This window comes from Pseudomonas sp. FW305-3-2-15-C-LB1 (genome assembly GCF_058787615.1).
Map to the genome: position 1 here is coordinate 439359 of NZ_JBYSZX010000002.1, position 25551 is coordinate 464909.

Here is a 25551-nt window from a genome sequence, read left to right on the forward strand (position 1 = left end):
TACCCGCGCCCCGGATTAGCGTCAAATACTCAATCCTGCGCGACGCGTACCACCAACTTGCCGAAATTGCGCCCTTCCAGCAAACCGATAAAGGCTTCGGGCGCCTGCTCCAGACCGTCGACCACATCCTCGCGGAACTTGATCTTGCCGTCGCGCACCCACGGCGCCATGGCGCTGAGGAATTCAGGCTGGCGGTCACCGTAGTCATCGAACACGATAAAGCCCTGGATGCGCACACGCTTGGTCAACAAGGTACGTTGCAGTGCCGGCAAACGATCAGGCCCGCTGGGGGCTTCATGGGCGTTGTAGCCGGCGATCAGCCCGCACAGCGGGATGCGAGCCTTCGGATTCAACAACGGCACCACCGCATCGAACACCTTGCCGCCGACGTTTTCAAAATAGATGTCGACGCCCTTGAAGCACGTCTGCGCCAGGTCATCGGCAAAGGTCGCGCTCTTGTGATCGACGCAGGCATCAAAGCCCAGCTCGTCCACTGCATAGCGGCACTTTTCTGCGCCCCCCGCGATCCCGACCACACGCAAGCCCTTGAGCTTGGCTACCTGCCCGACCACCGAGCCCACCGCGCCGGACGCGGCCGCCACCACCAGGGTTTCCCCGGCCTTGGGCTGACCGATGTCCATCAGGCCCATGTAGGCCGTCATGCCCGGCATACCCAGCACGCCCAGTGCCATCGACGGGCTGGCCAGGCCCTTGGGCACCGGCATCAGGTTGCGACCATCGGAAATGCTGTGACTCTGCCAACCGGTAGCACCCACCACCAGGTCGCCCACTTCGAATTTCGGATTACGCGACTGCTCGATACGACTGACAGCGCCACCGGTCATCACTTCGTCGATTTCTACCGGCGCCGCGTAGGACGGTGCATCGCTCATGCGGCCGCGCATGTAGGGGTCGAGGGACAGGTACAGGGTTTTCAGCAGGACCTGGCCGTCTGCCAGCTCCGGCAGGTTCACCCGTTCCAGGCGGAAATTTTCCGGGGTGGGTGCGCCCTGGGGGCGCGAGACCAGGACGATGCGCTGGTTCAGGGTCGGTTCTTGAGGCATGAAGGGGCTCCTTTATCGAATCCATCGGTATAGGGTGCAGACCATGCGTGGCGTGCCCGGGTTCGATCCAATTGGCACAAACAAAAATGCCAGGCACAAGGCCTGGCATTGAAGTCTAGCTAAAGCACGCCGATCAGAACGGCAGCTTCATGCCCGGAGGCAGTTGCATGCCCGCGGTCACGCCGGACATTTTGTCCTGGCTGTTGGCTTCGATCTTGCGCACAGCGTCGTTGACGGCCGCGGCGAACAAGTCTTCCAGCACTTCGCGGTCATCATCGCTGACGCCTTCGAGCAGGCTCGGGTCGATGCTCACGCGCTTGATGTCGTGACGACCAGTCATCACCACGCTGACCATATCGCCACCGGCTTTACCGGTGACTTCGGCGTTGGCCAGTTCTTCCTGCATCTTGGCCATCTTTTCCTGCATCTGCTGCGCCTGCTTCATCAGGCCGGCCATGCCACCTTTCATCATGGGAATCACCTCAAAAGTACGTGGATCAATAAGTAGCCCGGTTTTATGACGCTTGGGGCACCGGGGCTTCGACAGGTTCAATAGTATCGTGACGGACGACCGCACCGAACTGTTGCATCATTTGCTGGATGAGCGGATCGGCATGGATCGAATCCTCGGCCTCACGCTGGCGGTTGATGCGCCGACGAGTCGCGGCCTGGGCCGGGGTTTCCTGCTCGGGCTTGATCAGCTCTATGGCGATGGTCAGCGTGCGCCCATGGTACTGGTTCAGCGCATCGTTGAGACGGCGCTGCTGGGTCGCGTTGAACAGGGCGCTGTGGGCCGGGTCCAGATGCAACAGCCAGTGGTCGCCTTCGATGGAGATCAATGTGCAGTTGGCGGCGATGCTGCCGGTCATGCCGGAGATCGGCAGTTTCGGGAACAGCTCCAGCCATTGCAGGGCCAGGCCGGTGGCGGGGGCCGCAGCGGGTTCCGCTTCGGGCTCGGGGGCCGGTTCGGCGGTGTGCTCGCTGGCCAGGTCGTCCAGGTAGCTGTAGGCCGAATCCATGTCCGGCTCGATGTAGTCTTCGTCCAGCGGGGGTTCGTCGTCGAGGTCGATACCCGGCGTGGCGGCTTCCACCTGGGCCACGGTCGGCTCGGGGACGGGGGCAGACACCCATTCGGGGGCATCCGGCACCACGCTATCCGGAGTCGGCGTGGGCATCGGTGTCAGTTCGGGCTGCTCGCCGCTGGTTTCCAGCACGGGCTCCACGGCGGGCGCTTGCTCGGCCTCGGCGTCTGCTTCGACCGGATCATTCCAGGGCAGGTCGACGACCGGCTCGGGCTCGACAACGGGTGCCGGCTCGACCACTGGCGCAGCTGCCACAGGTTCAGGCACCGGTGCAGGTGCAGGTGCAGGTGCAGCAACCACTGGTGCGACCTGCGCCGCGCCAGCCACTGGTTTGGCGGAATCAACTGTGGCCTGGCTGATCCCCACTGGCTTTAGCGGCTGTCTCGGCGCGTCTGCCGAATCAGCGGGCCGGAACGCCAGCATTCGCAGCAACACCATTTCAAAGCCGCCGCGCGGGTCGGGCGCCAGGGGCAAGTCGCGGCGGCCGATCAGGCCCATCTGGTAGTAGAACTGCACATCTTCAGCCGGCAGCGCCTGGGCCAGGGCCAGCACACGGTCGCGATCGCCATGGCCGTTGTCGACGCCTTCAGGCAGCGCCTGGGCGATGGCGACACGGTGCAGCACATTGAGAATTTCCGAGAGCACGCCGTTCCAGTCCGGGCCTTGCTCCGACAGGTGGCGCACGGCTTCGAGCAGCGCCTTGGCGTCGCCTTCGATCAGCGCGTGCAGCACGTCGAAGACCTGGCCGTGATCGAGGGTGCCGAGCATGGCGCGCACGTCGGCGGCCATGACCTTGCCTTCACCAAAGGCGATGGCCTGGTCGGTGAGGCTCATGGCATCGCGCATCGAACCATCGGCGGCGCGACCGAGCAACCACAGCGCGTCGTCTTCGAACGGTACGTTCTCGACGCCCAGCACATGGGTCAAATGCTCGACCACCCGCTCGGGGGTCATGTTTTTCAGGGAGAACTGCAGGCACCGCGACAGAATCGTTGCAGGAAGTTTCTGCGGATCGGTGGTGGCCAGGATGAATTTGACGTAGGGCGGCGGCTCTTCCAGGGTTTTCAACAGGGCGTTGAAGGAATGGCTGGACAGCATGTGCACTTCGTCGATCAGGTAGACCTTGAAGCGGCCACGGCTGGGCGCGTACTGCACGTTGTCGAGCAACTCGCGGGTGTCTTCGACCTTGGTGCGGCTCGCGGCGTCGATCTCGATCAGGTCGACGAAACGCCCTTCGTCGATTTCCTTGCACACCGAGCAGGTGCCGCAGGGCGTCGAAGTGATACCGGTTTCACAGTTCAGGCATTTGGCGATGATGCGCGCAATGGTGGTCTTGCCCACCCCACGGGTACCGGTGAACAGGTAGGCGTGGTGCAGCCGTTGGCTGTCCAAGGCATTGATCAGAGCCTTGAGCACATGGGTCTGGCCGACCATTTCGCGGAACGAGCGCGGACGCCATTTACGTGCAAGAACCTGATAACTCATCGAAAACCGTCGCAACTGGGAAGCGGAAGCCCGTAATGCTAGCGGAGCAAGGGGGAAATTGCATCCGGCACGCTCGCCTAATCTGACTAAGCTTGCCTGGCTGGCCCCAAAAAGGCCTGAACCCGGAGTGTGTATGCGCGTAGTCCTGGGCGCTTTATGGATGATCACCACGGCTTGCCTGGCAGCGCCCGCACCGTTGCGTTTCTCGGTTTCCGACAGCTGGGCGATGCCCATGGTGCAACTGGACAGCGGCCGGCCCACCCAGGGCATTTTGTATGACCTGATGTTGAGCCTGGCTACCCAGGTCGGACGGCCGGCCGAATTCCATGTGTTGGCACGGGCGCGTATCTCAAGCGCCATGGAGCATGGCGATATCGATGTACGCTGTTATGTCACCCAGGCCTGGGTCGACGACGCGTCCGGCGATTACGTCTGGAGCGTGCCGCTGATGGTGCAGCGCAACCTGTTGGTGAGCACCCACATCCCCCCGAAGCCGATACAGCTGGACACACTCGCACCGCAGGCCATCGGCACTGTGCTCAATTACCGCTACGCGTCCCTCGACCCTCTGTTCGCCAACGGCCAGCTCAGCCGCGACGACGCGCGCAGCGAAGAGCAGGTGCTGCACAAACTGGTGGCCGGGCGCTTCAAGTTTGCGGTGAGCAACGAATGGATGCTCGAGCGGTTCAACCAACGCATGCCGGTCGGCAAGCGGCTGCACAAGGTTGCGGTGATTGATGAGCAGCGCCTGGGCTGCATCGTGCGCAACGACCCGAATGTGCCGGTGCAGCTGATCCTGCGCACCTTGCTGCGCATGCAGCAGTCGGGCGAGATCGAGCAGATCATCCGGCTCTACACCGGTGAGACTCCTGACAGAAACTGACAATGCCGCCTTATAGACTTGGCTCCATCGAATCGAACACGCATTCCCAAGGAGCCTGCATGAACACCCTCGCCCATTACTTCCTGCTGTACGTCGACAGCCCGGCCACCAGCGCCAACTTCTATAGCCGCCTGCTGGACAAGCCGCCCGTGGAACTCAACCCGACCTTCGCGCTGTTCATTCTCGACAATGGCGTAAAGCTGGGGCTGTGGTCGCGTCATACCGTGGAACCGGCGGCCCGGCTCACCGGGGGTGGCGGCGAAGTGGGCCTGTCCCTGGCTGACCAGGCCGCGGTGGACGCGCTGCATGATCAATGGGTAGAGCGCGGCGCAACCATCATCCAGTCACCGACCACCCTGGATTTCGGCTACACCTTCGTCGCCCAGGACCTCGATGGCCACCGGCTGCGCGCGTTTTGCCTGAGCGACTGACCGCCAGCGCCCCTCCAGGCTGATGGCGGCCACGCTGGCCAGCACGATCACGCCGCCCAGCACCACTTGCAGGGCGATGTGCTCACCGAGCAGCGTGGCCGCCATCGTCATCGCCGCCGGAGGGATCAGGTACATCGCTACCGAGGCGCGGCTGACCTCGACATGTTTCAACACATAGCCCCAGGCCAGGTACGCCAGGGCGCTGGGGAAAACCCCGAGCACCAGCACCGCGAGGTTCTCGGGCAACGGCGCCTGTACCACCGCAGCCGGCAGGCCCGGCAGGTTCACGCAGAGCATCAAGGTGCCGGCCCAGACCATGTAGCACGCCATCGTCAGCGGGCTGTAGCGATGGGCGTAGTGTTTCTGGATGGCGAAGTACAGGCTCCATGAGACTGCCGCCAGCAGAATCAGCAAGCCGCGCGGGTCGATATCACCCACGCCGTGATCGCCCCAGATCACCACCAGCACGCCGAGCAACCCCAGCAGCACGCAGCTCCAGCGCCAGAGGCTGACCCGCTCCTTCAAGCAGAAGAACGCGATCAACACGCTGAACAGCGGCGCCGATTGTGCCAGCACACTGGACGCCGCCGCCGTCACGAATTGCTGCCCATAATTGAGGCTGGTGTGGTGCAGGAACACGCCGAAAAAACTCAATACCAACAGCCACGGCAGATCCCGCAGGCGTGGCCGACCGATGCCGAGCACCAGCGCCACGCCGGCCATGAACAGCGAGGCGATCAGAAACCGCAGCAGCGCAAGCTGGCCAGGGCTGTAGCTGTGCAGGCCCATGTGCACGCCAATCGGCGAATAGGCCCAACAGAGGATGACGCTGGCGATGACTAGCGTAAGCTTCAGGGGTGACGGGGTGTTCATCGACGGCATCCGAAAACGGGGAAGGAATGCCGTCAGTCTTCGCCCGAGCAACGCGCAGGACAATTAACCGTTTCTGACTTCTGAAATCACTGGAACTGAGCAATGGAACTGGCCCAACTGAAAATGGTGCGCGCCGTGGCACAAACCGGCAGCGTGGCCCAGGCCGCCGTGCAATTGCATTGTGTGCCGTCCAACATCACCACGCGCATCAAGCAGCTGGAAAGCGAGTTGGGCACACCGCTGTTTATCCGTGCCGGACGCGGGCTGGCGATCAGTGCGGCCGGTGAGATCTTCCTGGAATATTGCGAACGGATCCTTGCCCTGGTGGACGAATCCAAACGCGCCGTCGATGCCAATGCCATCCCCCGTGGCACCCTGCGTATCGGTGCTGTGGAGTCCAGCGCCAGCGGACGCCTGCCGCCGTTGCTGGCCGAATACCATCGGCGCTACCCGGATGTCAGCCTGGAGCTGGTGACCGGCGCCTGGGGCGAACTGCTCGATGACCTGCAACACCACCGCCTGGACGTGGCGCTGGTGGCCGCGGGCAACAAACGCGCAAAGCTCGAACACAGCGTGGTCTACAGTGAACGCCTGGTGCTGATCGCCAGCGCCTCCAGCGCACCGATCCACAGCGCCGAAGACCTGGCCGGCCGCACCCTGCTGGTATGGCCGCCCGGCTGCCCTTATCGGGCAGCGCTGGAGAACTGGGTCAAGCCCCACGCGTTCAAGCCGGCCATTGCCAGCTATGCCAGCTGGGGCACGATCATCGGTTGTGTCAGTGCGGGAATTGGCGTGGCACTGGCGCCGGAGGGCATCCTGGCCCGCTATGAACAGGCCAACCAATTGGCGTCGTACCGATTCGAGGAACTGCAGGCGGTGGACAACCTGCTGTTCTGGCACAAGGACACCCAGCGGCACCTGGCACGGGATGCGTTTGCCGGGTTGTTGCGCGAAACCTTCGGCTGATCAGCTTTTGGGTGCCGCCAGGCGGCTGTACTGATCCTGGCTGATCCACCCGGTAAACGAACGGTCATCGGCATTGATGAACTCGACCTGGGCCCAGCCATCCTTGAAGGCCAGCACCCCGACCACGTCATTCTTGACGATGTACGGACGCTTGGCGGCCTTGGCGCTTGGTTTTTTCAGCAGGTAAGCCTTGTCGGCGGACACCTTCACCAGGCCGATCCATTTCGTGTTGGCGGTCTGGCTCAGGTCCAGGCCGGTGGCGATCTCCGGCATCAGCACATTGAGGCAACCCGGATGCTGGCGGCCTTCTGCCACGGTCAGGGTCACGCCATCGGACGAGGGTGCCACGCTGCCGGGGTAGGTGGCGTCGGCCCAGGTGGTCAACGCCGCGGGTTTGCCCTGCAGGTAGAACGCGCAACTGCGGGTCACGCCTTCGCCCATCTCCTCCGAGTAGTAACCTTCCACCTGATGCTCAGGCGTCACCGCCAGCATCAGCCCTTCGTACTTGCCCGAATGCAACGCGGGCGAACCGGCAAACGCAGGGGCTACAGCACACAACGACAACAGGCCCATCGCTAGAAAACGGATCATCTTATTTTTTCCCTTCAAGTTTCTCGTAGGCTTTCTGCATAAGGACGTCATAGTTGCCATAGTCCTCGCCATTATAGTTACGCGCCATGCCGGTAAAATCCTTGGCTTTCATGGCTTTCATCAACGCCGGGCTCTTGCTGCAAAAACCGAGGAAGGCCTTTAGTTGGTTACCGGCATTCACTTTTAATGCCGCAGAGAATTCAAACACCGTCTTGTAGCCGCAGGACGCGTAGTTGAAGCCCATGATCTGAAACATGCCCCAGGACGCCGACATCAACGCGGCTTCCTGATCCAGCGCAAACGCGGTGGCCATGGTTTCCCAGGCCTTGGTCTGGTCCTTGTTATTGGTCTGCCACTGCGGCCCGGCTTTTTTCTTGTAGGGGTAGGACAGCAGCGGATGCGCCTGGTCGTAGATGTGCTTGGTGTACTTGCGAAACAGGTGCCCTTCGAACGCGATTACCGGCAACTTGGCCGGGCCGAAACCCGAACGGCCGCCGGATTCCACCGTGGCGAAGGCCTTGATGATGTTCACCGAAATACCGCCACCCAACTGCGTAGCGGCATTCTGGAAATCCGTCTCGCTGAGGGTCATGCCCCCGTCGCACGTGGCCTGCAGCATCAATTGGCGGTTGCGCTTCTCGGCCTCGATCATCGCGCGCATGCGGTCCAGGTACACATTGACCGTGGCCTGCACTGCGTCGCCCTGATTGTTGCCGAACACATTCAGAAAGCTCGGGATACGCATGCTCGGGAACGCCTTCACCGGCACTTTCACCGCTTCTTCGATCAGGCTGTTGAAGGTTTTACCAGTCGGGTCGATCACGCCATCAGGGTGGGCATATTTGAGATGACGGAATTGGTACTGGCTGATGCATTGCACCAATTGGCCATCGCACTTGCCGTTTTCGGCCAGCGGGAAACCCATTTTCGGAATGATCAGATTGAATAAGTACTGGACGCACTGCACATCGGCGGGCAAGTTGCGGGCTTTGCCGGGCGCGCCTACCGAAGCACTGATAAGACGGGGCAACCCTTGCAGGCTTTTCATCACAGACATCCTTGTTAGTTAAAGAAGTGATGGCACTTCAATATCAACTTCACGTACTTGTCACACTCTGAAACAAGTAGCTGGCGGAAACTAGCAAGGTGGTTTTGGGTTGTCCAGAGCGACCTGCAAAAGTTGTGAAACAGCCGAATTAAATCACTCAGTAACCGTGAAACTCCCGGGTTTTCTGATACGTGTGGAAATCAATCCACTCGACCACGTCGTAAGGCAGGTAAAGCTGCATCCGCGCGCGGGAAATGGCGATATACACCTCGCACAGCCGTTGGTCGAACGCGTAGGCGTCCTTGAACTTCACGTTGGTCAGCAACTCGGGCGTCAGCAGCACCCGGTCAAACTCCATTCCGCCCGCCTCTGCCGCCAGCATCAGCAGGCAACGTTTGCCGGGCACGCCGCCCAGCCGGTTCAAGCGCGTGATGTCGGCGACATTGAAGCCTTTTTCCAGCTGGCTCTCGACCCACAGAAACGCCTCGTCGAACTGGCTGGCGTCGCGCACCTGCTGCCAGTCATGCATGTCACTGAAATAGGCGTGAGGGCCGTTGTCGTTGTGCTCGTTGCTGTAGAACTCCGGCTTGAACAAGGCAATGACGCTGATCATGAAACGCTGCAGATCCTGCTGCGCCGCAGTGTCGAAGAACCCGAACGGGCAGTTGGCCTGCTGCAACTGGATGGCCCATTTCATGGTGTCCCAATGGGAGGCGGTCAACACCACGCAGCCTTCCGGCGGTACGAAGCCCTGGGGGTAATGTTCGATGCCGACGTCCGCGTCCCGTGCGCCTTCGAAGGGGGTCTTGCACTTTTGTGAGTGCACACTGATCAACGGGTTGACCAGGCGCTCGACGTTGCGACCCGAGCGCACCGAATAATTGATGTCGGTGTGTCGGACTTCGCGCTTTCTTCGCACCATCACACCGCTGGCCAATTGGTATTCATCGCCGAGGGTGATCAAGACTTGGCGGCCACGCTCGATGATCTGCAGCAACGAAGGCGGGATGTCCTGGCTTTCATCGATCAACACATGGGTATAGCGAGGCGGCACCACACAGCCTTCGAGACTCGCACGCTTGATCAGCCATAGCGCCGCGAAAGCAGTCTGGCCGGCCCACTGTGGGTTGGCCTCCAGGTACGTCCACAACCGGCTGGAATACTCCAGCAACGCCTGGGTATCCACGCTGGACAACGGGTGCTTGAAATGCGGCAGGTGCCTGGCCGACAGGCTGTGATGGCTGGAGTGGCAATAGCTTTCGAGCACCTTCAGACAGATATCCAGCGTCGCCACGCCCTCGTGCCCTCGCCAGCCGTGGATATTCAGGGCCTCAGACACTTCATGTTTGCCGGGCAACCTGGCCGGCGTGCCCTGCACGGTAGGGCGTGGCCCCTGCAGCAGCGCCTTGGCGAACGCAGCGAAGGTCGAACCCGCCTTGCTGTCCTTCCCCAGCCCCATGCGCTCACGCAGGGTCGCCAGTTTTGCCCCCGTGCGGGCCAGCACCAGGGTCTGAGCGGGGCGCAGGCACTCCATCAAGGCGCCGAGCAGGTGGCTCTTGCCGATGCCGGCGTAGCCTTGGACGTGCAGGTCTTCGTTGAGGTTGGCGCGGAAGGTACGCACCAGTTTGTCTTGGGCCGGGCTGAGCCAGCGCTCACGCTGGCGGGGTGTGATCATCTGCTGGCTGAAGGGGTCATTGCTGCGCAGGTGGCGGACCTTGTAGCCGATATCCCATTTTCCCGTAGGCAGCAGGTAATCTCGCGCGGCGACCTCTTCAGCCGACAACAGGCGCAGGTTGACACTTTTCAGCGCGTTGAAACCGAAGTAGAGCTTGCGCGGGTCGAACAGTCGCTGGGCTTCGGACAGCAGCGTCGCGGCGCCCCCTGCCTGCGTGTCCACCGACCAGTCGAGCAACTTGGTCAGGATGCGCTCGGCGCCTGCGCAGGTCAGGTCTTTTTCCGCGGCCTGGGCCAGGTTCTGGATGACCAGTACGGCGGCCAGCTCCGGATTCGTCAGGCCGACCAGGGCCTGGGCGCCGTCCGAGCCGAGCAGAGCCGTGCAGGTTTGCTCCGTGACAGGCAGGAAGACCGGGCTGGATAAATCGAAGTGTTCAGGTTGCATAGTGCCTCGCCACCAGGGAGTCAGGCATTGCCCTGACCGCCCAGTTCAAACCGATACTCGCCCAGCGAGCCCGACATCCCGCCGCAATGAGGGCCTGCGTCAGCCGCAGCCGCCATCGCATTGATCTGTTGCTGGAGTTCGAACACAGCCATATCGAGCAAGCGACGCAAGTCTTCGGCACTCTGCGCGGCCACGTTCAATTGCAGCGTGCAAGCGCCCGCCAGCGGTGGCTGCGCGGGCTCATCAGCCACTTGCGCAGAGCGGATCATTTCCGCCTGGCTGAGGATTTCCGCATGTTCGTCGTCCATGAGGTCCAGCACCCTCGACAATTCCAGGGTCTGCTCAGGGTGGGATTGAATGCGGTCCTTGATCTCCAGGCGGCGCATCTGCCATTCCCGCAGTTTTTCGCGAGTGAGGTCGTCGACTTTTTCCACGTGTGCTGTCTCCGGATGCCAGGCACTGGAGTATGCCGCCATGGACTGCCCGATGGCAGATGGCGTGAAAGCATTTTTGATTTGAATTTGAACAGGTACTGCAAGGAAGAGCGTTATGGAGGCAACCCCACCAGCCACACCCCGGCACACAATGTTCCCGCTGTGGCTGCTGCCTTCCGGCTCTGACCAGGTTCACGGGTAATCGTTGCGGGGGGACCGATGGGGTCACCATAACGACGCCTGCCTCTCGGCAAGCGGGGCCATTGTACCGATCTCATCGGAAGTTACAACCGTTGGGGACGGATTAAAAATATGAAGGGGTTCAAGTACTTGTCACCGCCAACAGCATCTGTGGGAGGGGGCTTGCCCCCGATGACGGTACATCAGCCAATAAACAGGTGACTGACCCAGCGCCATCGGGGGCAAGCCCCCTCCCACAGTGCTCATCATTGTGCCAGTACCACCTCATCCGCTCGGCCGCCCTCTTCCTGGATCACCAGGTGAATGAAATGCAGCTTGGCGATCACCGCCGGTGGCAGCACGAAGGGATAGAAATCCGGCTGGCCCATGCTGCGCGACAGTTCGTTGAGCATTCCGGCCAGTTCGATCCAAGCGTTGACGAATGACAGGAATGCCGCGCCGCCAGGGTGTTCGGGATCATAGAGCGTGCTGAGGGGAAATGGCTGGTAGTCCAGGTCCATCTCGCGGGCGCTCATGCCAAAGCCGAGGGCGGTGTCGACGGCGTCCATCATATGCAGGTAGTGCGCCCAGGTTTCTGCCCAGTCTTCCCAGGGGTGCATGGTGGCGTAGGCGCTGACGCAGGTTTGCTGCCAGTCGGCACGTGGGCCGTGCTGGTAGTGCTGGTCGAGGGCTTCGGCATAACTGGCACGTTCGTCGCCGAACAGGTTGCGAAACGGTTCTAGCCAGTGGGTATTGGCGATCAGGCGATCCCAGTAGTAATGGCCGACCTCATGGCGAAAGTGACCGAGCAGCGTGCGGTAGGGTTCGCGCATCTGGACGCGGACCTTTTCACGGTGGGCGTCGTCGGCCTCCTTGATGTCGAGGGTGATCAGGCCGTTCGCGTGGCCGGTCATGGGCGCGTTGCCTTCCAGGTCGATACCGACAAAATCGAAGGCCAGGCCGGTGTCTTCGTCGACGCTTTTGGGCACCACTTGCAACCCCAGGCTGATCAATTGCGCGACCAACCGGCGCTTGGCGGTTTCGACTTTTCGCCAGCGTTCATGGTTTTCCGGGATCGACAGGTTAGGAATGGTGCGGTTCAGGCTACAGGCCACACACAGCGGCGCGGTGCTGTGGGCCGGGATCAGCCAGTTGCAGGCGGCCGGGGTGTCGAGGTTGGCGCAGCGACGGAAGGCGCCGGCGTCGAGGTTGCCGTCCTGCAGCCAGGTGCCTTCGACCGGGCCGGGCTGCAGGGAATCCAGCCGGGCTTGCTGGGGTTGGTAGCCCAGCAGCGCCTGGCAGGCCAGGCACTGGCTGTTGCGAAAGAACAGAGATTGGCCGCAGCGGCACTGCCACACCTTGCTGTCGCGGGATGTGCCGGCTACGAAGGGGGCAGCGATGCGAGAACTGAGTTGCTCGAAGTAGCGGAACATGGCGATCTCTCCCTGAGTGACTGAGACTAGATCACTTTCTGTTCAGGATCGTTCCACTTTGATGATGGTTGGGAGGGGGCTGCTGCGCAGCCCGACGCGGGGCAAGCCCGCTCGCCACAGCAAGCCCGCTCTCCACAGCGAACCCGCTCGCCACAAAGCCCGGATCAGACCGTGATGTTGTGCTTGGCCAGGAAGGCGACGAAGGCTTCTTCATCCAGTACCTTCAGGCCCAACTCGCTCGCCTTCGCCAGCTTGGAACCGGCGCCCGGCCCCGCCACCACGCAGTGGGTTTTCGCCGAGACGGAACCCGCTACCTTGGCGCCGAGGCTTTCGAGTTTTTCCTTGGCCACGTCGCGGCTCATCAGCTCCAGGGAACCGGTGAGCACCCAGGTGTGCCCCGCTTCGGGCAAGCCTTCGACGACCTTCTTCTCGCTCAGCCAGTGCATGCCGAAGTCCTTGAGCTGCTGCTCGATGGCCAGGGCATGGTTGGCGTTGTCCGCGTTATCGAAGAACTCACGCACAGCCTTGGCCTGCTTTTCGGGCAGCGCCTGGCGCATATCCAGCCAGTCGGCCTTGATCACGCCTTCCAAGGTGCCGAATTTGTCCGCAAGTTTCTGCGCGGCGCCGGGGCCGACGCTTGGCACATGCAACTTGTCGAGCAAGCCGCCCAGCGTGGTACTGGCGGCGAATTCAGCACTCAGGTCGCCCTGGTCCTGCAATTGCAGGCCGCATTCGTCTGGCGACAGCAGCGCACCGATCACGTCCTGGTTATGGCTGTCTTCAAAGAAGCTGTGGATCTCGTGCGCCACTTCCAGGCCCACGTCCGGCAGGTACGTCAGCACTGCCGGCAAGGCCTTCTGTACGCGCTCCAGGGATGCCAGCGAACGCGCCAACACCTTGGCGGTCTCCTCGCCCACGTCGGGAATGCCCAGGGCATAGATAAACCGCGCCAGGGTCGGGGTCTTGCTGTTTTCGATAGCAGTGATCAGCTTCTTGCTGGAAATATCGGCAAAGCCTTCCAGGTCGATGATCTGCTCGTACTTGAGCTTGTAGAGGTCGGCCGGTGAGCCAATCAGTTTTTCATCCACCAGTTGCTCGATGGTCTTGTCACCCAGGCCATCGATGTCCATGGCGCGGCGCGAGACGAAATGAATGATCGCCTGCTTGAGCTGCGCGCCACAGGCCAGGCGCCCGACGCAGCGGTACACCGCGCCTTCGCTGACGGTTTCCTTGCCCTTGCTGCGCTTGACCAGTTGCGTGCGCTCCACATGGGAGCCGCACACCGGGCAGCTTTCGGGGATCTGCACGGCGCGGGCATTTTCCGGGCGACGCTCGGTGACCACCGAAACCACTTGCGGGATCACATCCCCGGCGCGGCGGATGATCACGGTATCGCCGATCATCAGGCCCAGGCGCGCGACTTCATCCATGTTGTGCAGGGTGGCGTTGGACACGGTCACGCCCGCAACCTTGACCGGCTTCAAGCGCGCCACAGGCGTCACGGCGCCGGTGCGGCCAACCTGGAATTCCACGTCGAGCAGTTCGGTCAGCTCTTCCATGGCCGGGAATTTATGCGCGATGGCCCAGCGCGGTTCGCGGGCGCGGAAGCCCAGTTCACGCTGGGAGGCGATGCTATTGACCTTGAACACCACGCCGTCGATTTCATAGGGCAGGCTGTTACGCCGCTCACCGATGTCGCGGTAGTACTCCAGGCAATCCTGAATGCCTTTGGCCAGCTTCAGCTCATGACTGATGGGCATGCCCCACTTCTTCAACTGTTGCAGGTTGCCGATGTGGGTATCACTGATGTCGGTGGTCACGCCGTAGCAGCAGAACTCCAGCGGGCGGCTGGCGGTGATCTTCGAGTCCAACTGACGCAGGCTGCCGGCGGCGGCGTTGCGCGGGTTGGCGAAGGTCTTGCCGCCGACTTCCAGTTGCGCGGCGTTGAGTCGCTCGAAACCGGCCTTGGACATGAACACTTCACCGCGCACTTCCAGGGTTGCCGGCCAGCCGCTGCCGTGCAGTTTCAGCGGGATATTGCGCACGGTGCGCACGTTGACGCTGATGTCCTCGCCGGTGGTGCCGTCGCCCCGGGTGGCGCCGCGAACCAGCTCGCCATCCTGGTACAGCAGGCTGACCGCCAGGCCGTCCAGCTTCGGTTCGCAGCTGTATTCCACCGCTGCGCCAACGCCGAACAGGTCGCCCACCGGCAGGTCGAGGCCTTCGGTGACCCGGCGATCAAACTCGAGCATGGTGGTTTCATCGAACGCGTTGCCCAGGCTGAGCATCGGGATCTCATGCTTGACCTGGGTGAACGCCGACAGCGCCGCACTGCCGACTCGCTGCGTCGGTGAATCCCGCGTGACCAGTTCCGGATGCTCGGCCTCCAGGGCCTTGAGCTCGTGGAACAAGCGGTCGTACTCGGCGTCCGGAATGCTCGGCTCGTCGAGGACATGGTAGCGGTAGTTGTGCTGATCCAGTTCAGCGCGCAGTTCGAGGATGCGTGTGTGGGCGGCGGTCATGGGTGTTCTCTCATAAAGCAAAAGAGCAGCCGAAGCTGCTCAATATGTTAGTGCACGGATTCTACAGGCAACGCTTAAGATCGGACCTCAGCGCTTCTGTGTCAGGGCGCGACGCTCGAACTCGACGATGCGCTGACGGTAGTGCTCGATGGTCTGGGCGGTCAGCACGCTGCGCTGGTCGTCCTTGAGCTCGCCATTGAGTTCCTGGGACAGCTTGCGGGCCGCGGCCACCATCACGTCGAATGCCTGTTTCGGGTGACGCGGGCCTGGCAGGCCGAGGAAGAAGCTCACGGCCGGGGTGCTGAACAGATCGATATCGTCCAGGTCGAAGGTGCCCGGCTTGACCGCATTGGCCATGGAGAACAGCACTTCGCCGTTGCCGGCCATGCTTTCGTGACGGTGGAAGATATCCATCTCGCCAAACCGCAGGCCGCTTTCGAGGATGTTCTGCAACAGGGCCGGGCCTTTGAAGCCAGCAGCGTCGCGGCAGATCACGCTGATCACCAGCACTTCTTCGGCGGCCGGCTGGTCGTTCACGGATTGGCGCGGCGCATTCTTGCCGGCGTTCTCGTCCGGGAAATCATCATCGCGGCTGCTGAAGCTCGGGCCGTCATTGACGTCCAGGTCCAGGTCGGCCTGGCGCGGTTCCGCGACCACCGGAGCGGTGCGTTTGCCACGCTTGGGCGACGGCTCGCGGGCTTCACGCACCGGCGCGCTCATCGACGGCAAGTCGTGCTCGTCCAATTGCGGTTCTTTATGGGTGTCCAGCACACGGGGCGGCCCCAGCAGCTCGGCGCTGCCGTCGTCGTCAGGCAAGTTGGACAGGTTGCGGTCCAGACGGAATTTGAGCTTGCCCTTGCCACCGCGCATCCGGCGCCAGCCATCAAAAAGAATACCGGCAATGACAATAATGCCGATGACGATCAGCCACTCGCGCAGACCGATTTCCATGTAATCCCGTGCCTCTAATAAAAAATGCTGAAAAATAAGGGGTTTAGCAACGTGCAAACCGCTTTAAAACGTGGCGCCAACTCTATGTTCTGACTGACGTTTTGCCCACGCATACGAAAATTTGACATTAAACTAGCACGACCAAAGATAACTTTACACCGTCTGTCAAAATGCCTTGAACAAATATGTCCATTTGCCACTTTCGCCAGGCCGGTAAAGTCTCTTACCGCACGCTACAAAAATTCTCTGCCGGCATGGGTCAAGACTCCACCATTGCCATCGCTTCTTCGACATCCACCGCCACCAAACGCGAACAGCCCGGTTCGTGCATCGTGACCCCCATCAACTGATCCGCCATTTCCATGGCGATCTTGTTGTGGGTGATATAGATGAACTGCACGGTCTGGGACATCTCTTTCACCAACCGCGCGTAGCGTCCAACGTTAGCGTCATCCAGCGGCGCGTCAACTTCGTCGAGCATGCAGAACGGCGCCGGGTTCAACTTGAAGATGGCAAATACCAGGGCCAATGCGGTCAGGGCTTTCTCGCCGCCGGACAACAAATGGATGGTGCTGTTCTTCTTGCCCGGAGGCCGCGCCATGATCGTCACCCCAGTATCGAGTAGATCTTCGCCCGTCAGTTCCAAGTAAGCGCTGCCACCGCCGAAAACTTTTGGGAATAACGCCTGTAAACCGCCATTAATCTGATCAAAGGTATCCTTGAAACGGTTACGGGTTTCCTTGTCGATCTTGCGAATCACGTTTTCCAGGGTGTCCAGGGCTTCCACCAGATCGGCGTCCTGGGCATCCAGATAACGTTTACGTTCGGATTGCTGCTGGTACTCGTCGATGGCCGCCAGGTTGATCGCGCCCAGGCGCTGGATACGTGCGGCAATGCGCTCCAGCTCCTCTTCGGCTTCTTTCTCGTTGGCCTGGGCGGTCAGGGTGTTGAGTACGCCGTGCAGGTCGTAGCCGTCCTCCAGCAATTGGTCTTGCAGGGTCTTGCGGCGCACGGTCAGGGCTTGCCACTCCATGCGCTGCTGTTCGAGCTGGCCACGGATAAGCTGGGATTGCTGCTCGGCCTGGGTCCGGCGTTTTTCGGCGTCGCGCAGTTCGCGGTCGGCGTCTTCGAGGGCGATCTGCGCGGTCTTGAGCTCTTCGTCGACGGTCATGCGCTTGTCAAGCAACTCTTCGAGCTTCAGGCGCAGCTCTTCCAGTGGGGCTTCGCCTTCCTCCAGGTTAAGGCTCAGTTGCTCGCGCTTTTCCGTCAGGCGTTCGGACTGCATCTCCAGGCGCTCGAGGGCCTGGGCGGTGGACGCGTGCTGGGCCTTGAGCGACCCCAGGCGCACGGCCAACTGGTGGGCGTGGTCCTTGTGCTGGCGCGCCTCCTGGCGCACACGGTCGAGGCGTTCGCGCAGGCTGTCGCGCTGGGCCAGCAACAGTTCGCGCTGCTCGGTGTCGAGGGCCATGCTGTCGAGGGCTTCCTGCAACTGCAGGCGCGCTTCGCCGATCTGTTCGTGTTCCAGGGCGCGCTGCTCGCCCATTTCCGCGACTTCTTCGTCGAGACGGGTGCGGCGCAGGGTCAGTTGCTCGACCTTGGCTTTGCTCGCGGAGAGCTGGGCCTTGAGTTCGCCTTGCTGGCGCGCTTCGTCCTGCAACAGGCGGCGCAGGTGCTCGCGGCCGGTCTCCTGCTGGCGCTGGGTGGCACGCAGGGTTTGCAGTTCGGTTTCCAGGCTTTCCAGGGTGGCTTCGCGCTCTTCGCGCTCGGCGATCAGGTTGACGATTTCCTGACCACGGGCCAACACGCCGCTTTCCGCTTCACTGGCGCGGCGCACGCGCAGGAAGTGGCGGCCGACCCAATAGCCGTCACGGCTGATCAGGCTTTCGCCGGCGCCCAACTGACCGCGCTGGGCCAGGGCCTGCTCCAGGGAATCCACCGGCTTGACCTGGCCCAGCCACGGCGACAGATCAATCGCCGCTTCAACTTTATCCAGCAAACTGCCCGGCACCCGCGTGCCATCGGCGGCAGGGCTGAGCAAACGCAGGTCGCCCTGGGCAAAACCGGCCAGGTCGAAGCCGCCAAAGTCATCCACCAACACCGCTTGCAGGTCGGCACCCAGGACGGTTTCCACCGCCAGCTCCCAACCGGCTTCTACCTTCAAACCTTCGGCCAAGCGCGGGCGTTCGGCCAGATGTTGATCACGCAGCCACTCGGCGGTGCCGGTGCCCGGGTCCAATGCAGCCTGCTGCAACGCTTCAAGGGAGGCGAGCCGGCCATTGAGCCGCTGCAAATCACCCTGGGCCTGTTGCTGTGCCTGGGTCGCCTGCTGCAACTGCTGACGCAATTGCTCCAGGCGCTCCACTTGTTGTTCTTCGCTGGCTTCCAGCTCTTCCAGCGTCATTTCGCTTTCGGCCAGTTGCTCGCTCAGCTCCATGATCGCCGCGTCTTCCGGGTCGGCGGACAGCAACGCGCGCTCTTCCTGCATGCGGCGTTGGCGCTCGGCCAGGCGCTCCATGCTGGTTTCCAGTTGCTGGATGCGTGACTGCTGCACTTCGGCCTGACGCCGGGGTTCGGCAGACTTCAGGTTGAAGGTGTCCCACTGCTCCTGCCAGCCGTGCATGGTGGCTTCGGCTTCTTCCAGGGCGGCGGCGGCTTCTTCGGCGGCGGCGCTGGTGACTTCCTGCTCGGGGGTGAGCATGTCCAGCTCTTCGCCCAGGGTCAGCAGCAAGGTGCGGTCGTGGCCCAGGTGGGATTCGGTCTCCAGGCGCGCGCGCTCGGCTTCCTTGAGGTCATCCTGCAACTGGCGCAGGCGCTGCTGGCCGTGCTGGATGCTCTGCTCGACGCGGGCGATATCGCCACCCACCGAATAGAAGCGGCCCTGCACCAGATTGAAGCGCTCGGACAGGTCATGGTGACCGTCACGCAGGCGTTCGATACTGGCGTCGGCATTGCGCTGCTCGGCCACCAGGGCTTCAAAGCTGATTTCCTGGGTGCCGATGATCGCTTCGCGCTGGCCCACCTGGTCGTTCAGCGCCTGCCAGCGCAGGGCCGACAGTTGTGCCTTGAGCTGGCGCTCCTCGCCTTTGTATTCCTGATACTTCTCGGCGGCCTGGGCCTGGCGGTGCAGGCGCTCCAACTGGCGCTCCAGCTCTTCGCGCAGGTCGGTCAGGCGGGCGAGGTTCTCGTGGGTGCGGCGGATACGGTTTTCGGTCTCGCGGCGGCGCTCCTTGTACTTGGAGATGCCAGCCGCTTCTTCGATGAAGTTACGCAGGTCCTCGGGCTTGGCTTCGATCAGCTTGGAGATCATGCCCTGCTCGATGATCGAGTAGCTGCGTGGGCCCAGGCCGGTGCCGAGGAAAATATCGGTGATGTCGCGACGGCGACACTTGGTACCGTTGAGGAAGTAGCTGTTCTGGCTGTCGCGGGTCACTTTGCGGCGAATGGAGATCTCCGCGTAGGCTGCGTACTCGCCGATCAGAGTGCCGTCGGAGTTGTCGAACACCAGTTCGATGCTGGCCTGGCTCACCGGCTTGCGGCTGGTGGAGCCGTTGAAGATGACGTCGGTCATCGACTCGCCGCGCAGGTTCTTGGCCGAGCTCTCGCCCATCACCCAGCGGACGGCGTCGATAATGTTCGACTTGCCGCAACCATTGGGCCCGACCACCGCCGCCATGTTACTGGGGAAGTTCACCGTGGTCGGGTCGACGAAGGATTTGAACCCCGCCAGTTTGATGCACTTGAGCCGCACGTTTAGGCGTCCGCCAACGCAGCAATGACCAGCGAGCAACTGCGCTCGCCGTAGGCCGAGAGCACTTGGCGGATCTGCGGCAAGTCACGGGCGAGTACGGCGGCGAGCAGTTGCTCGAACAACGCCAGGTATTCGCTCATGGAGGCCTTGCGCTGATCCAGGGCCAGGTAATAGGCGCGATTCATCGCCGGCTGCAGGTTCTCGACGGTTTCCTGCAAGTACGGGTTATTGGCGAAGGGGTACGCGGCGCGCATCACGTTGAAGCTTTCTTCAACGAAAGCGCGGATGTCCTCGCGCTCGTAACTGGTCACCAGGCGCTGCTGGATCTGCAGGAACGGCGCCATGTCGGCCTGCACCTGCCAGCCCTGGGCGACCGCATTGCCGAGCAGGATGTACAGCTCGCCCATCAAGGTGCACAGGCTCTGCACCTTGTGCGCCGTCAACTCGGTGACATGGGCGCCACGGCGCGGCAGGATCGCGATCAGGTGGCGGCGTTCGAGGATCAGCAAGGCTTCGCGCACGGAACCACGGCTGACATTGAGCGCCAGCGTGACCTTCTGTTCCTGGATCCGCTCCCCAGGCTTGAGATCGCCGCGAATGATGCGTTCGGCGAGGTGGTGAGCAATTTGCTCGGCGAGACTGTCCGGCGCCTTGAACGTCATGTTTTCCCTTCAAAATCTTCTATCGGTACAAGCGCGGCAGTGTAGCGCATTGGCTGGCTGATGGCGCTACGCCCACCGTGGCGAATTTGGCACGGAATAAGCAACGATGAATAGCCACAAGCCCCAAAAAACGCCGGTTCCAGAAGACTGAACCATAATTGAAAGTGTTGCGATCGCAATTTCTTGACCTTCTGGTCAGAAAATCGTTGACCGAAAAGTCAGAGATGACTAGATTCGGCGCAAAGCGGTTAACAACAATAATGAGTCTGCGAGGCCTTCCGTGATCCAGTTTTTACTTAACCAGGAACTCCGTAGCGAGCACGCCCTGGACCCCAACCTGACCGTGCTCAACTATTTACGCGAGCATTTGGGCAAATCCGGTACCAAGGAAGGCTGCGCCAGCGGCGATTGCGGCGCGTGCACGGTGGTGGTCGGCGAGTTGCACACCGACGATCAAGGCGCCGAGCGGATCCGTTATCGCAGCCTCAACTCCTGCCTGACCTTTGTCTCGTCGCTGCACGGCAAGCAACTGATCAGCGTCGAAGACCTCAAGCACCAGGGCCAACTGCACAGCGTGCAACAGGCGATGGTCGAGTGCCACGGTTCGCAATGCGGCTTTTGCACCCCCGGTTTCGTGATGTCGCTGTTCGCCCTGCAAAAGAACAGTGATGCCCCCGACAGCCAGAAAGCCCATGAAGCCCTGGCCGGCAACCTGTGCCGCTGCACCGGCTACCGCCCGATCCTCGCCGCAGCCGAACAGGCCTGCTGCAACAAGCCCCAGGATCAGTTCGACAGCCGTGAGGCGCAGACCATCGCCCGCCTCAAAGCCATTGCGCCGACCCAGACCGGTGAACTCAACAGTGGCGACAAACGCTGCCTGGTGCCGCTCACCGTCGCCGACCTGGCCGACCTCTACGACGCCTACCCGCAGGCCCGCCTGCTGGCCGGTGGCACCGACCTGGCGCTGGAAGTGACCCAGTTCCATCGCACCTTGCCGGTGATGATCTACGTCGGCAACATTGAAGAAATGAAGCGCATCGACGACTTCGACGACCGTCTGGAAATCGGCGCTGCCACCGCCCTCTCCGACTGCTACACCGCGCTGCACCACGAATACCCGGACTTCGGCGACCTGCTGCACCGCTTCGCCTCCCTGCAGATCCGCAACCAGGGCACCCTCGGCGGCAATATCGGCAATGCGTCGCCGATCGGTGATTCGCCGCCGCTGCTGATCGCCCTCGGCGCGCAGATTGTGCTGTGCAAGGGCGACACACGCCGCATCCTGGCACTCGAAGACTACTTCATCGATTACCGCGTCACTGCCCGCCAGGACAGCGAGTTCATCGAGAAGATCATCGTTCCCAAGGGCCACACGCTGTTCCGCGCCTACAAGGTCTCCAAGCGCCTGGACGACGATATTTCCGCCGTCTGCGCCGCGTTCAACCTCAAGCTCGACAACGGCGTGATCCGCGAGGCCCGCGTGGCGTTCGGCGGCATGGCCGCCACGCCCAAGCGCGCCAAAAGCTGCGAGGCCGTATTGGTCGGCGCCACCTGGAACAGCGCCACCGTGGAGAAAGCCTGCGCCGCCCTGGCCCAGGACTTCACCCCGCTGTCGGACTTCCGCGCCAGCAAGGAATACCGCCTGCTCAGCGCACAGAACCTGCTGCGCAAGTACTTCATCGAGTTGCAAACACCGCACATCGAGACTCGGGTGACCGCTTATGTCTAACCATCACGCCGTCGTTAAAACCCAGGCCGAACTCGCCGAACTGTTTGCCCAGGATCTTACTTCCGGGGTCGGCCGCAGCGTCAAGCATGACAGCGCCGCCAAGCACGTATCCGGCGAAGCGCAGTACATCGATGACCGCCTGGAATTCCCCAACCAGTTGCACCTGTATGCGCGCATGTCCGACCGCGCCCACGCCCGCATCATCAGCATTGACACGGCGCCCTGCTACGCCATTGACGGCGTGCGCATTGTCATCACCCATGAGGACGTGCCGGGCCTTAAAGACATCGGCCCATTGATGCCCGGCGACCCCTTGCTGGCGATTGATACGGTGCAGTTCGTCGGCCAAGTGGTGCTGGCTGTTGCTGCCCGTGACCTGGAAACCGCACGCAAGGCCGCCATGGCGGCGGTAATCGAGTACGAAGACCTTGAACCGGTGCTGGATGTGGTCGAGGCGTTGCGTAAAAAACATTTCGTACTCGACAGTCACACCCACCAGCGCGGCGATTCGACCGGCGCACTGGCCACTGCGAAAAACCGCATCCAGGGCACCCTGCACATCGGCGGCCAGGAACACTTTTACCTGGAAACCCAGATCTCTTCGGTGATGCCCACCGAAGACGGCGGCATGATCGTCTACTGCTCCACGCAGAACCCCACCGAAGTGCAGAAACTGGTGGCCGAAGTGCTGGACGTGTCGATGAACAAGATCGTGGTGGACATGCGCCGCATGGGCGGTGGTTTCGGCGGCAAGGAAACCCAGGCGGCAAGCCCGGCGTGCCTGTGCGCGGTGGTCGCACGCCTGACCGGCCAGCCGACCAAGATGCGCCTGCCGCGCGTCGAAGACATGCTGATGACCGGCAAGCGCCACCCCTTCTATATCGAATACGACGTCGGCTTCGACGACAGCGGTCGCCTGCACGGGATCAACCTGGAACTGGCGGGCAACTGCGGCTGTTCGCCGGACCTGTCCAACTCGATTGTCGACCGCGCCATGTTCCACGCCGACAACGCGTATTACCTGGGCGACGCCACCGTCAACGGGCACCGCTGCAAGACCAATACCGCGTCCAACACCGCGTATCGCGGCTTCGGCGGCCCGCAAGGCATGGTGGCCATCGAGGAAGTGATGGACGCCATCGCCCGCCACCTGGCGCTGGACCCGCTGGCGGTGCGCAAAGCCAATTACTACGGCAAGACCGAGCGCAACGTCACCCACTACTACCAGACCGTCGAGCACAACATGCTCGACGAGATGACCGCCGAACTGGAAGCCAGCAGCCAATACGCCGAGCGCCGCGAAGCGATTCGCCTGTACAACGCCCACAGCCCGATCCTGAAAAAAGGCCTGGCGCTGACCCCGGTGAAATTCGGTATCTCGTTTACCGCGAGTTTCCTCAACCAGGCCGGTGCGCTGATCCATATCTACACCGATGGCAGCATCCACCTGAACCACGGCGGCACCGAAATGGGCCAGGGCTTGAACACCAAGGTCGCGCAGGTGGTGGCCGAGGTGTTCCAGGTGGACATCGACCGCGTACAGATCACCGCCACCAACACCGACAAGGTGCCCAACACCTCACCGACCGCCGCCTCCAGCGGTGCCGACCTGAATGGCAAGGCCGCACAGAACGCCGCCGAAACCATCAAGCAGCGCCTGGTGGAATTCGCCGCACGCAAGTACGACGTGAGCGAAGCGGACGTGGAGTTCCACAACGGCCATGTGCGCGTGCGCGAGCAGATCCTGACGTTTGAGGCGTTGATCCAGCAGGCGTATTTCGCCCAGGTGTCGCTGTCGAGCACAGGTTTCTACAAGACCCCGAAAATCTTCTACGACCGCAGCCAGTCACGGGGTCGGCCGTTCTACTACTACGCGTTCGGCGCCGCGTGCTGCGAAGTGATCGTCGACACCCTGACCGGCGAATACAAGATGCTGCGCACCGACATCCTCCATGACGTAGGCGCCTCGCTGAACCCGGCCATCGACATCGGCCAGGTCGAGGGCGGCTTCATCCAGGGCATGGGCTGGCTGACCATGGAAGAGCTGGTGTGGAACGAAAAGGGCAAGCTGATGACCAATGGCCCGGCCAGCTACAAGATCCCGGCCGTGGCCGACATGCCGCTGGACCTGCGGGTGAAGCTGGTGGAAAACCGCAAGAACCCCGAAGACACGGTGTTCCATTCCAAGGCCGTGGGCGAACCGCCCTTTATGCTCGGGATTGCTTCGTGGTGTGCGATCAAGGATGCCGTGGCGAGCCTGGGTGACTATCGCCATCAGCCCAGGGTCGATGCACCGGCCACGCCAGAGCGAGTGTTGTGGGGGTGTGAGCAGATGCGGCAGTTGACTGCGGCGAAGGTGGTTGAGGCGGATACCGAGATGGCTTCGCTTTAGACCGAGGCGCTGCCATCGGGGGCAAGCCCCCTCCCACATTGGAATGCATTCCAGTGTGGGAGGGGGCTTGCCCCCGATAGCGGCCTGACAGACACCACAAGAGGTGACCATGAACAACTGGATCAGCGCCCTCGCCGACCTGCAAAACCAAGGTGAACCCTGCGTGCTGGTGACCATCATCGAAGAGCTCGGCTCCACGCCGCGCAATGCCGGTTCGAAGATGGTCATCAGCGCCGCCCAGACTTTCGACACCATCGGTGGCGGGCACCTGGAATTCAAGGCGATGCAGATCGCCCGGGACATGCTCGTGCGCGGCCAGCAGAGCACCCATCTGGAGCGCTTCAGCCTCGGCGCGAGCCTGGGCCAGTGCTGCGGTGGTGTGACCGTACTGCTGTTCGAGCCCATGGGCCAGGTGCAGGCGCAGATTGCGGTGTTTGGCGCCGGCCATGTCGGCCGGGCGCTGGTGCCGTTGCTGGCCAGCCTGCCGTGTCGGGTGCGCTGGATCGATTCCCGTGAGCAGGAGTTTCCGGCACATATCCCCCAGGGCGTGCGTAAAATCGTCAGCGAAGAGCCGGTCGACGAAATTGCCGATCTGCCGGTGGGCAGTTATTGCATCGTCATGACCCACAACCACGCGCTGGACCTGGAACTCACCGCCGCCCTGCTCAAGCGCAATGACTTTGCCTACTTCGGCCTGATCGGCTCGAAGACCAAGCGCGTCAAGTTCGAACATCGCCTGCGGGATCGCGGCTTCGACGCCGCGCAACTGCAACGCATGCGCTGCCCCATGGGCCTCACCGAGGTGAAGGGCAAGTTGCCGGTGGAGATCGCCATCTCCATCGCCGGCGAAATCATCGCCACCTATAACGCCAATTTCGGCCAGCGCACCGCCAGCGCCGAACCCATTGCCAAACTGCTGCCGGCCTCGCGTCGCAGCCAAGCCATTTGAAATGAGATC

General features: G+C 62.1%; 19 protein-coding genes and 1 other RNA gene. 6 read left to right on the forward strand and 14 right to left on the reverse strand.

What is annotated here, in order from left to right:
* Positions 1–29 precede the first annotated feature (29 nt).
* The 3 genes from curA to dnaX form a co-directional block, all read right to left on the reverse strand.
* The gene (gene curA, locus AC3WP7_RS05825) at positions 30–1064 is read right to left on the reverse strand and encodes an NADPH-dependent curcumin/dihydrocurcumin reductase (protein ID WP_093529380.1); all 1035 of its coding nucleotides are present in this window, start codon (positions 1062–1064) and stop codon (positions 30–32) included.
* Positions 1065–1197: 133 nt separating this feature from the next.
* Entirely contained in the window at positions 1198–1536 is a 339-nt protein-coding gene (locus tag AC3WP7_RS05830) for a YbaB/EbfC family nucleoid-associated protein (protein ID WP_017527493.1), read from the reverse strand.
* 43 nt (positions 1537–1579) lie between these two features.
* Positions 1580–3631, reverse strand: a complete 2052-nt coding sequence (gene dnaX / locus AC3WP7_RS05835; protein WP_102592794.1) for a DNA polymerase III subunit gamma/tau — start codon at positions 3629–3631, stop codon at positions 1580–1582.
* A 133-nt stretch (positions 3632–3764) separates the two neighbouring features.
* Here dnaX and AC3WP7_RS05840 point away from each other — a divergent pair, with 133 nt between their 5' ends.
* Both AC3WP7_RS05840 and AC3WP7_RS05845 read left to right on the forward strand, forming a co-directional pair.
* Positions 3765–4514, forward strand: a complete 750-nt coding sequence (locus tag AC3WP7_RS05840) for a substrate-binding periplasmic protein (RefSeq protein ID WP_102592793.1) — start codon at positions 3765–3767, stop codon at positions 4512–4514.
* Positions 4515–4573: 59 nt separating this feature from the next.
* Positions 4574–4945: a VOC family protein gene (locus AC3WP7_RS05845; RefSeq protein WP_071491378.1), complete on the forward strand. Its 372-nt coding sequence runs from the start codon at positions 4574–4576 to the stop codon at positions 4943–4945.
* On the opposite strand, the gene AC3WP7_RS05850 is transcribed toward AC3WP7_RS05845, so the two are convergent.
* Entirely contained in the window at positions 4859–5818 is a 960-nt protein-coding gene (locus AC3WP7_RS05850) for a DMT family transporter (protein WP_102592792.1), read from the reverse strand. The two genes, AC3WP7_RS05845 and AC3WP7_RS05850, sit on opposite strands and share 87 nt — an antisense overlap.
* Before the next feature lie 102 nt (positions 5819–5920).
* Between AC3WP7_RS05850 and AC3WP7_RS05855 the strand changes: the two genes are divergently transcribed.
* On the forward strand, positions 5921–6784 hold the full coding sequence (locus tag AC3WP7_RS05855) for a LysR family transcriptional regulator (RefSeq protein ID WP_071491380.1): 864 nt from the start codon (positions 5921–5923) through the stop codon (positions 6782–6784).
* Here the strand turns inward: AC3WP7_RS05855 and AC3WP7_RS05860 are convergent, their stop codons facing one another.
* The 10 genes from AC3WP7_RS05860 to AC3WP7_RS05905 form a co-directional block, all read right to left on the reverse strand.
* Entirely contained in the window at positions 6785–7375 is a 591-nt protein-coding gene (locus AC3WP7_RS05860) for an SH3 domain-containing protein (protein ID WP_102592791.1), read from the reverse strand. It lies immediately after the preceding gene.
* A gap of 1 nt (position 7376) precedes the next feature.
* Positions 7377–8423, reverse strand: coding sequence for an N-acetylmuramidase family protein (locus tag AC3WP7_RS05865; RefSeq protein WP_058427350.1), 1047 nt, complete (start codon positions 8421–8423; stop codon positions 7377–7379).
* A 157-nt stretch (positions 8424–8580) separates the two neighbouring features.
* Positions 8581–10542 (reverse strand): hypothetical protein, encoded by a 1962-nt coding sequence (locus AC3WP7_RS05870; protein WP_102592790.1) that lies wholly within the window; start codon positions 10540–10542, stop codon positions 8581–8583.
* Positions 10543–10562: 20 nt separating this feature from the next.
* A complete protein-coding gene (locus tag AC3WP7_RS05875; protein WP_093122035.1) occupies positions 10563–10976 on the reverse strand; it encodes a hypothetical protein in 414 nt (137 codons plus the stop codon).
* A 125-nt stretch (positions 10977–11101) separates the two neighbouring features.
* An RNA gene (ffs, locus tag AC3WP7_RS05880) (signal recognition particle sRNA small type) lies at positions 11102–11198 on the reverse strand.
* Positions 11199–11422: 224 nt separating this feature from the next.
* Complete coding sequence (locus AC3WP7_RS05885; RefSeq protein WP_102592789.1) at positions 11423–12589, reverse strand: zinc-binding metallopeptidase family protein; 1167 nt, start codon at positions 12587–12589, stop codon at positions 11423–11425.
* Between the two features lie 164 nt (positions 12590–12753).
* Positions 12754–15111, reverse strand: coding sequence for an NAD-dependent DNA ligase LigA (gene ligA / locus AC3WP7_RS05890; RefSeq protein ID WP_102592788.1), 2358 nt, complete (start codon positions 15109–15111; stop codon positions 12754–12756).
* An 87-nt stretch (positions 15112–15198) separates the two neighbouring features.
* Positions 15199–16062 carry a cell division protein ZipA gene (gene zipA / locus AC3WP7_RS05895; RefSeq protein WP_071491386.1) on the reverse strand — a complete coding sequence of 288 codons (864 nt, stop codon included), beginning with the start codon at positions 16060–16062 and terminating at the stop codon, positions 15199–15201.
* A gap of 259 nt (positions 16063–16321) precedes the next feature.
* Positions 16322–19810 (reverse strand): chromosome segregation protein SMC, encoded by a 3489-nt coding sequence (smc, locus tag AC3WP7_RS05900; protein WP_071491387.1) that lies wholly within the window; start codon positions 19808–19810, stop codon positions 16322–16324.
* Between the two features lie 2 nt (positions 19811–19812).
* Positions 19813–20472 carry a GntR family transcriptional regulator gene (locus tag AC3WP7_RS05905; protein ID WP_058427357.1) on the reverse strand — a complete coding sequence of 220 codons (660 nt, stop codon included), beginning with the start codon at positions 20470–20472 and terminating at the stop codon, positions 19813–19815.
* A 280-nt stretch (positions 20473–20752) separates the two neighbouring features.
* On the opposite strand from AC3WP7_RS05905, the gene xdhA reads away from it, so the two are divergent.
* From xdhA to xdhC, 3 genes are all read left to right on the forward strand, one after another.
* Positions 20753–22201 (forward strand): xanthine dehydrogenase small subunit, encoded by a 1449-nt coding sequence (gene xdhA, locus AC3WP7_RS05910; RefSeq protein WP_102592787.1) that lies wholly within the window; start codon positions 20753–20755, stop codon positions 22199–22201.
* A complete protein-coding gene (gene xdhB / locus AC3WP7_RS05915) occupies positions 22194–24593 on the forward strand; it encodes a xanthine dehydrogenase molybdopterin binding subunit (RefSeq protein ID WP_102592786.1) in 2400 nt (799 codons plus the stop codon). The genes xdhA and xdhB overlap by 8 nt, the downstream gene beginning before the upstream one ends.
* A 109-nt stretch (positions 24594–24702) precedes the next feature.
* Positions 24703–25542: a xanthine dehydrogenase accessory protein XdhC gene (gene xdhC, locus AC3WP7_RS05920; RefSeq protein WP_093122011.1), complete on the forward strand. Its 840-nt coding sequence runs from the start codon at positions 24703–24705 to the stop codon at positions 25540–25542.
* Positions 25543–25551 lie beyond the last annotated feature (9 nt).

Bases quoted from the DNA above. Each gene is read 5' to 3' on its own strand.
- curA (WP_093529380.1), bottom strand. From the start codon at position 1,064: ATGCCTCAAGAACCGACCCTGAACCAGCGCATCGTCCTGGTCTCGCGC.
- AC3WP7_RS05830 (WP_017527493.1), bottom strand. From the start codon at position 1,536: ATGATGAAAGGTGGCATGGCCGGCCTGATGAAGCAGGCGCAGCAGATG.
- dnaX (WP_102592794.1), bottom strand. From the start codon at position 3,631: ATGAGTTATCAGGTTCTTGCACGTAAATGGCGTCCGCGCTCGTTCCGC.
- AC3WP7_RS05840 (WP_102592793.1), top strand. From the start codon at position 3,765: ATGCGCGTAGTCCTGGGCGCTTTATGGATGATCACCACGGCTTGCCTG.
- AC3WP7_RS05845 (WP_071491378.1), top strand. From the start codon at position 4,574: ATGAACACCCTCGCCCATTACTTCCTGCTGTACGTCGACAGCCCGGCC.
- AC3WP7_RS05850 (WP_102592792.1), bottom strand. From the start codon at position 5,818: ATGAACACCCCGTCACCCCTGAAGCTTACGCTAGTCATCGCCAGCGTC.
- AC3WP7_RS05855 (WP_071491380.1), top strand. From the start codon at position 5,921: ATGGAACTGGCCCAACTGAAAATGGTGCGCGCCGTGGCACAAACCGGC.
- AC3WP7_RS05860 (WP_102592791.1), bottom strand. From the start codon at position 7,375: ATGATCCGTTTTCTAGCGATGGGCCTGTTGTCGTTGTGTGCTGTAGCC.
- AC3WP7_RS05865 (WP_058427350.1), bottom strand. From the start codon at position 8,423: ATGAAAAGCCTGCAAGGGTTGCCCCGTCTTATCAGTGCTTCGGTAGGC.
- AC3WP7_RS05870 (WP_102592790.1), bottom strand. From the start codon at position 10,542: ATGCAACCTGAACACTTCGATTTATCCAGCCCGGTCTTCCTGCCTGTC.
- AC3WP7_RS05885 (WP_102592789.1), bottom strand. From the start codon at position 12,589: ATGTTCCGCTACTTCGAGCAACTCAGTTCTCGCATCGCTGCCCCCTTC.
- ligA (WP_102592788.1), bottom strand. From the start codon at position 15,111: ATGACCGCCGCCCACACACGCATCCTCGAACTGCGCGCTGAACTGGAT.
- zipA (WP_071491386.1), bottom strand. From the start codon at position 16,062: ATGGAAATCGGTCTGCGCGAGTGGCTGATCGTCATCGGCATTATTGTC.
- AC3WP7_RS05905 (WP_058427357.1), bottom strand. From the start codon at position 20,472: ATGACGTTCAAGGCGCCGGACAGTCTCGCCGAGCAAATTGCTCACCAC.
- xdhB (WP_102592786.1), top strand. From the start codon at position 22,194: ATGTCTAACCATCACGCCGTCGTTAAAACCCAGGCCGAACTCGCCGAA.
- xdhC (WP_093122011.1), top strand. From the start codon at position 24,703: ATGAACAACTGGATCAGCGCCCTCGCCGACCTGCAAAACCAAGGTGAA.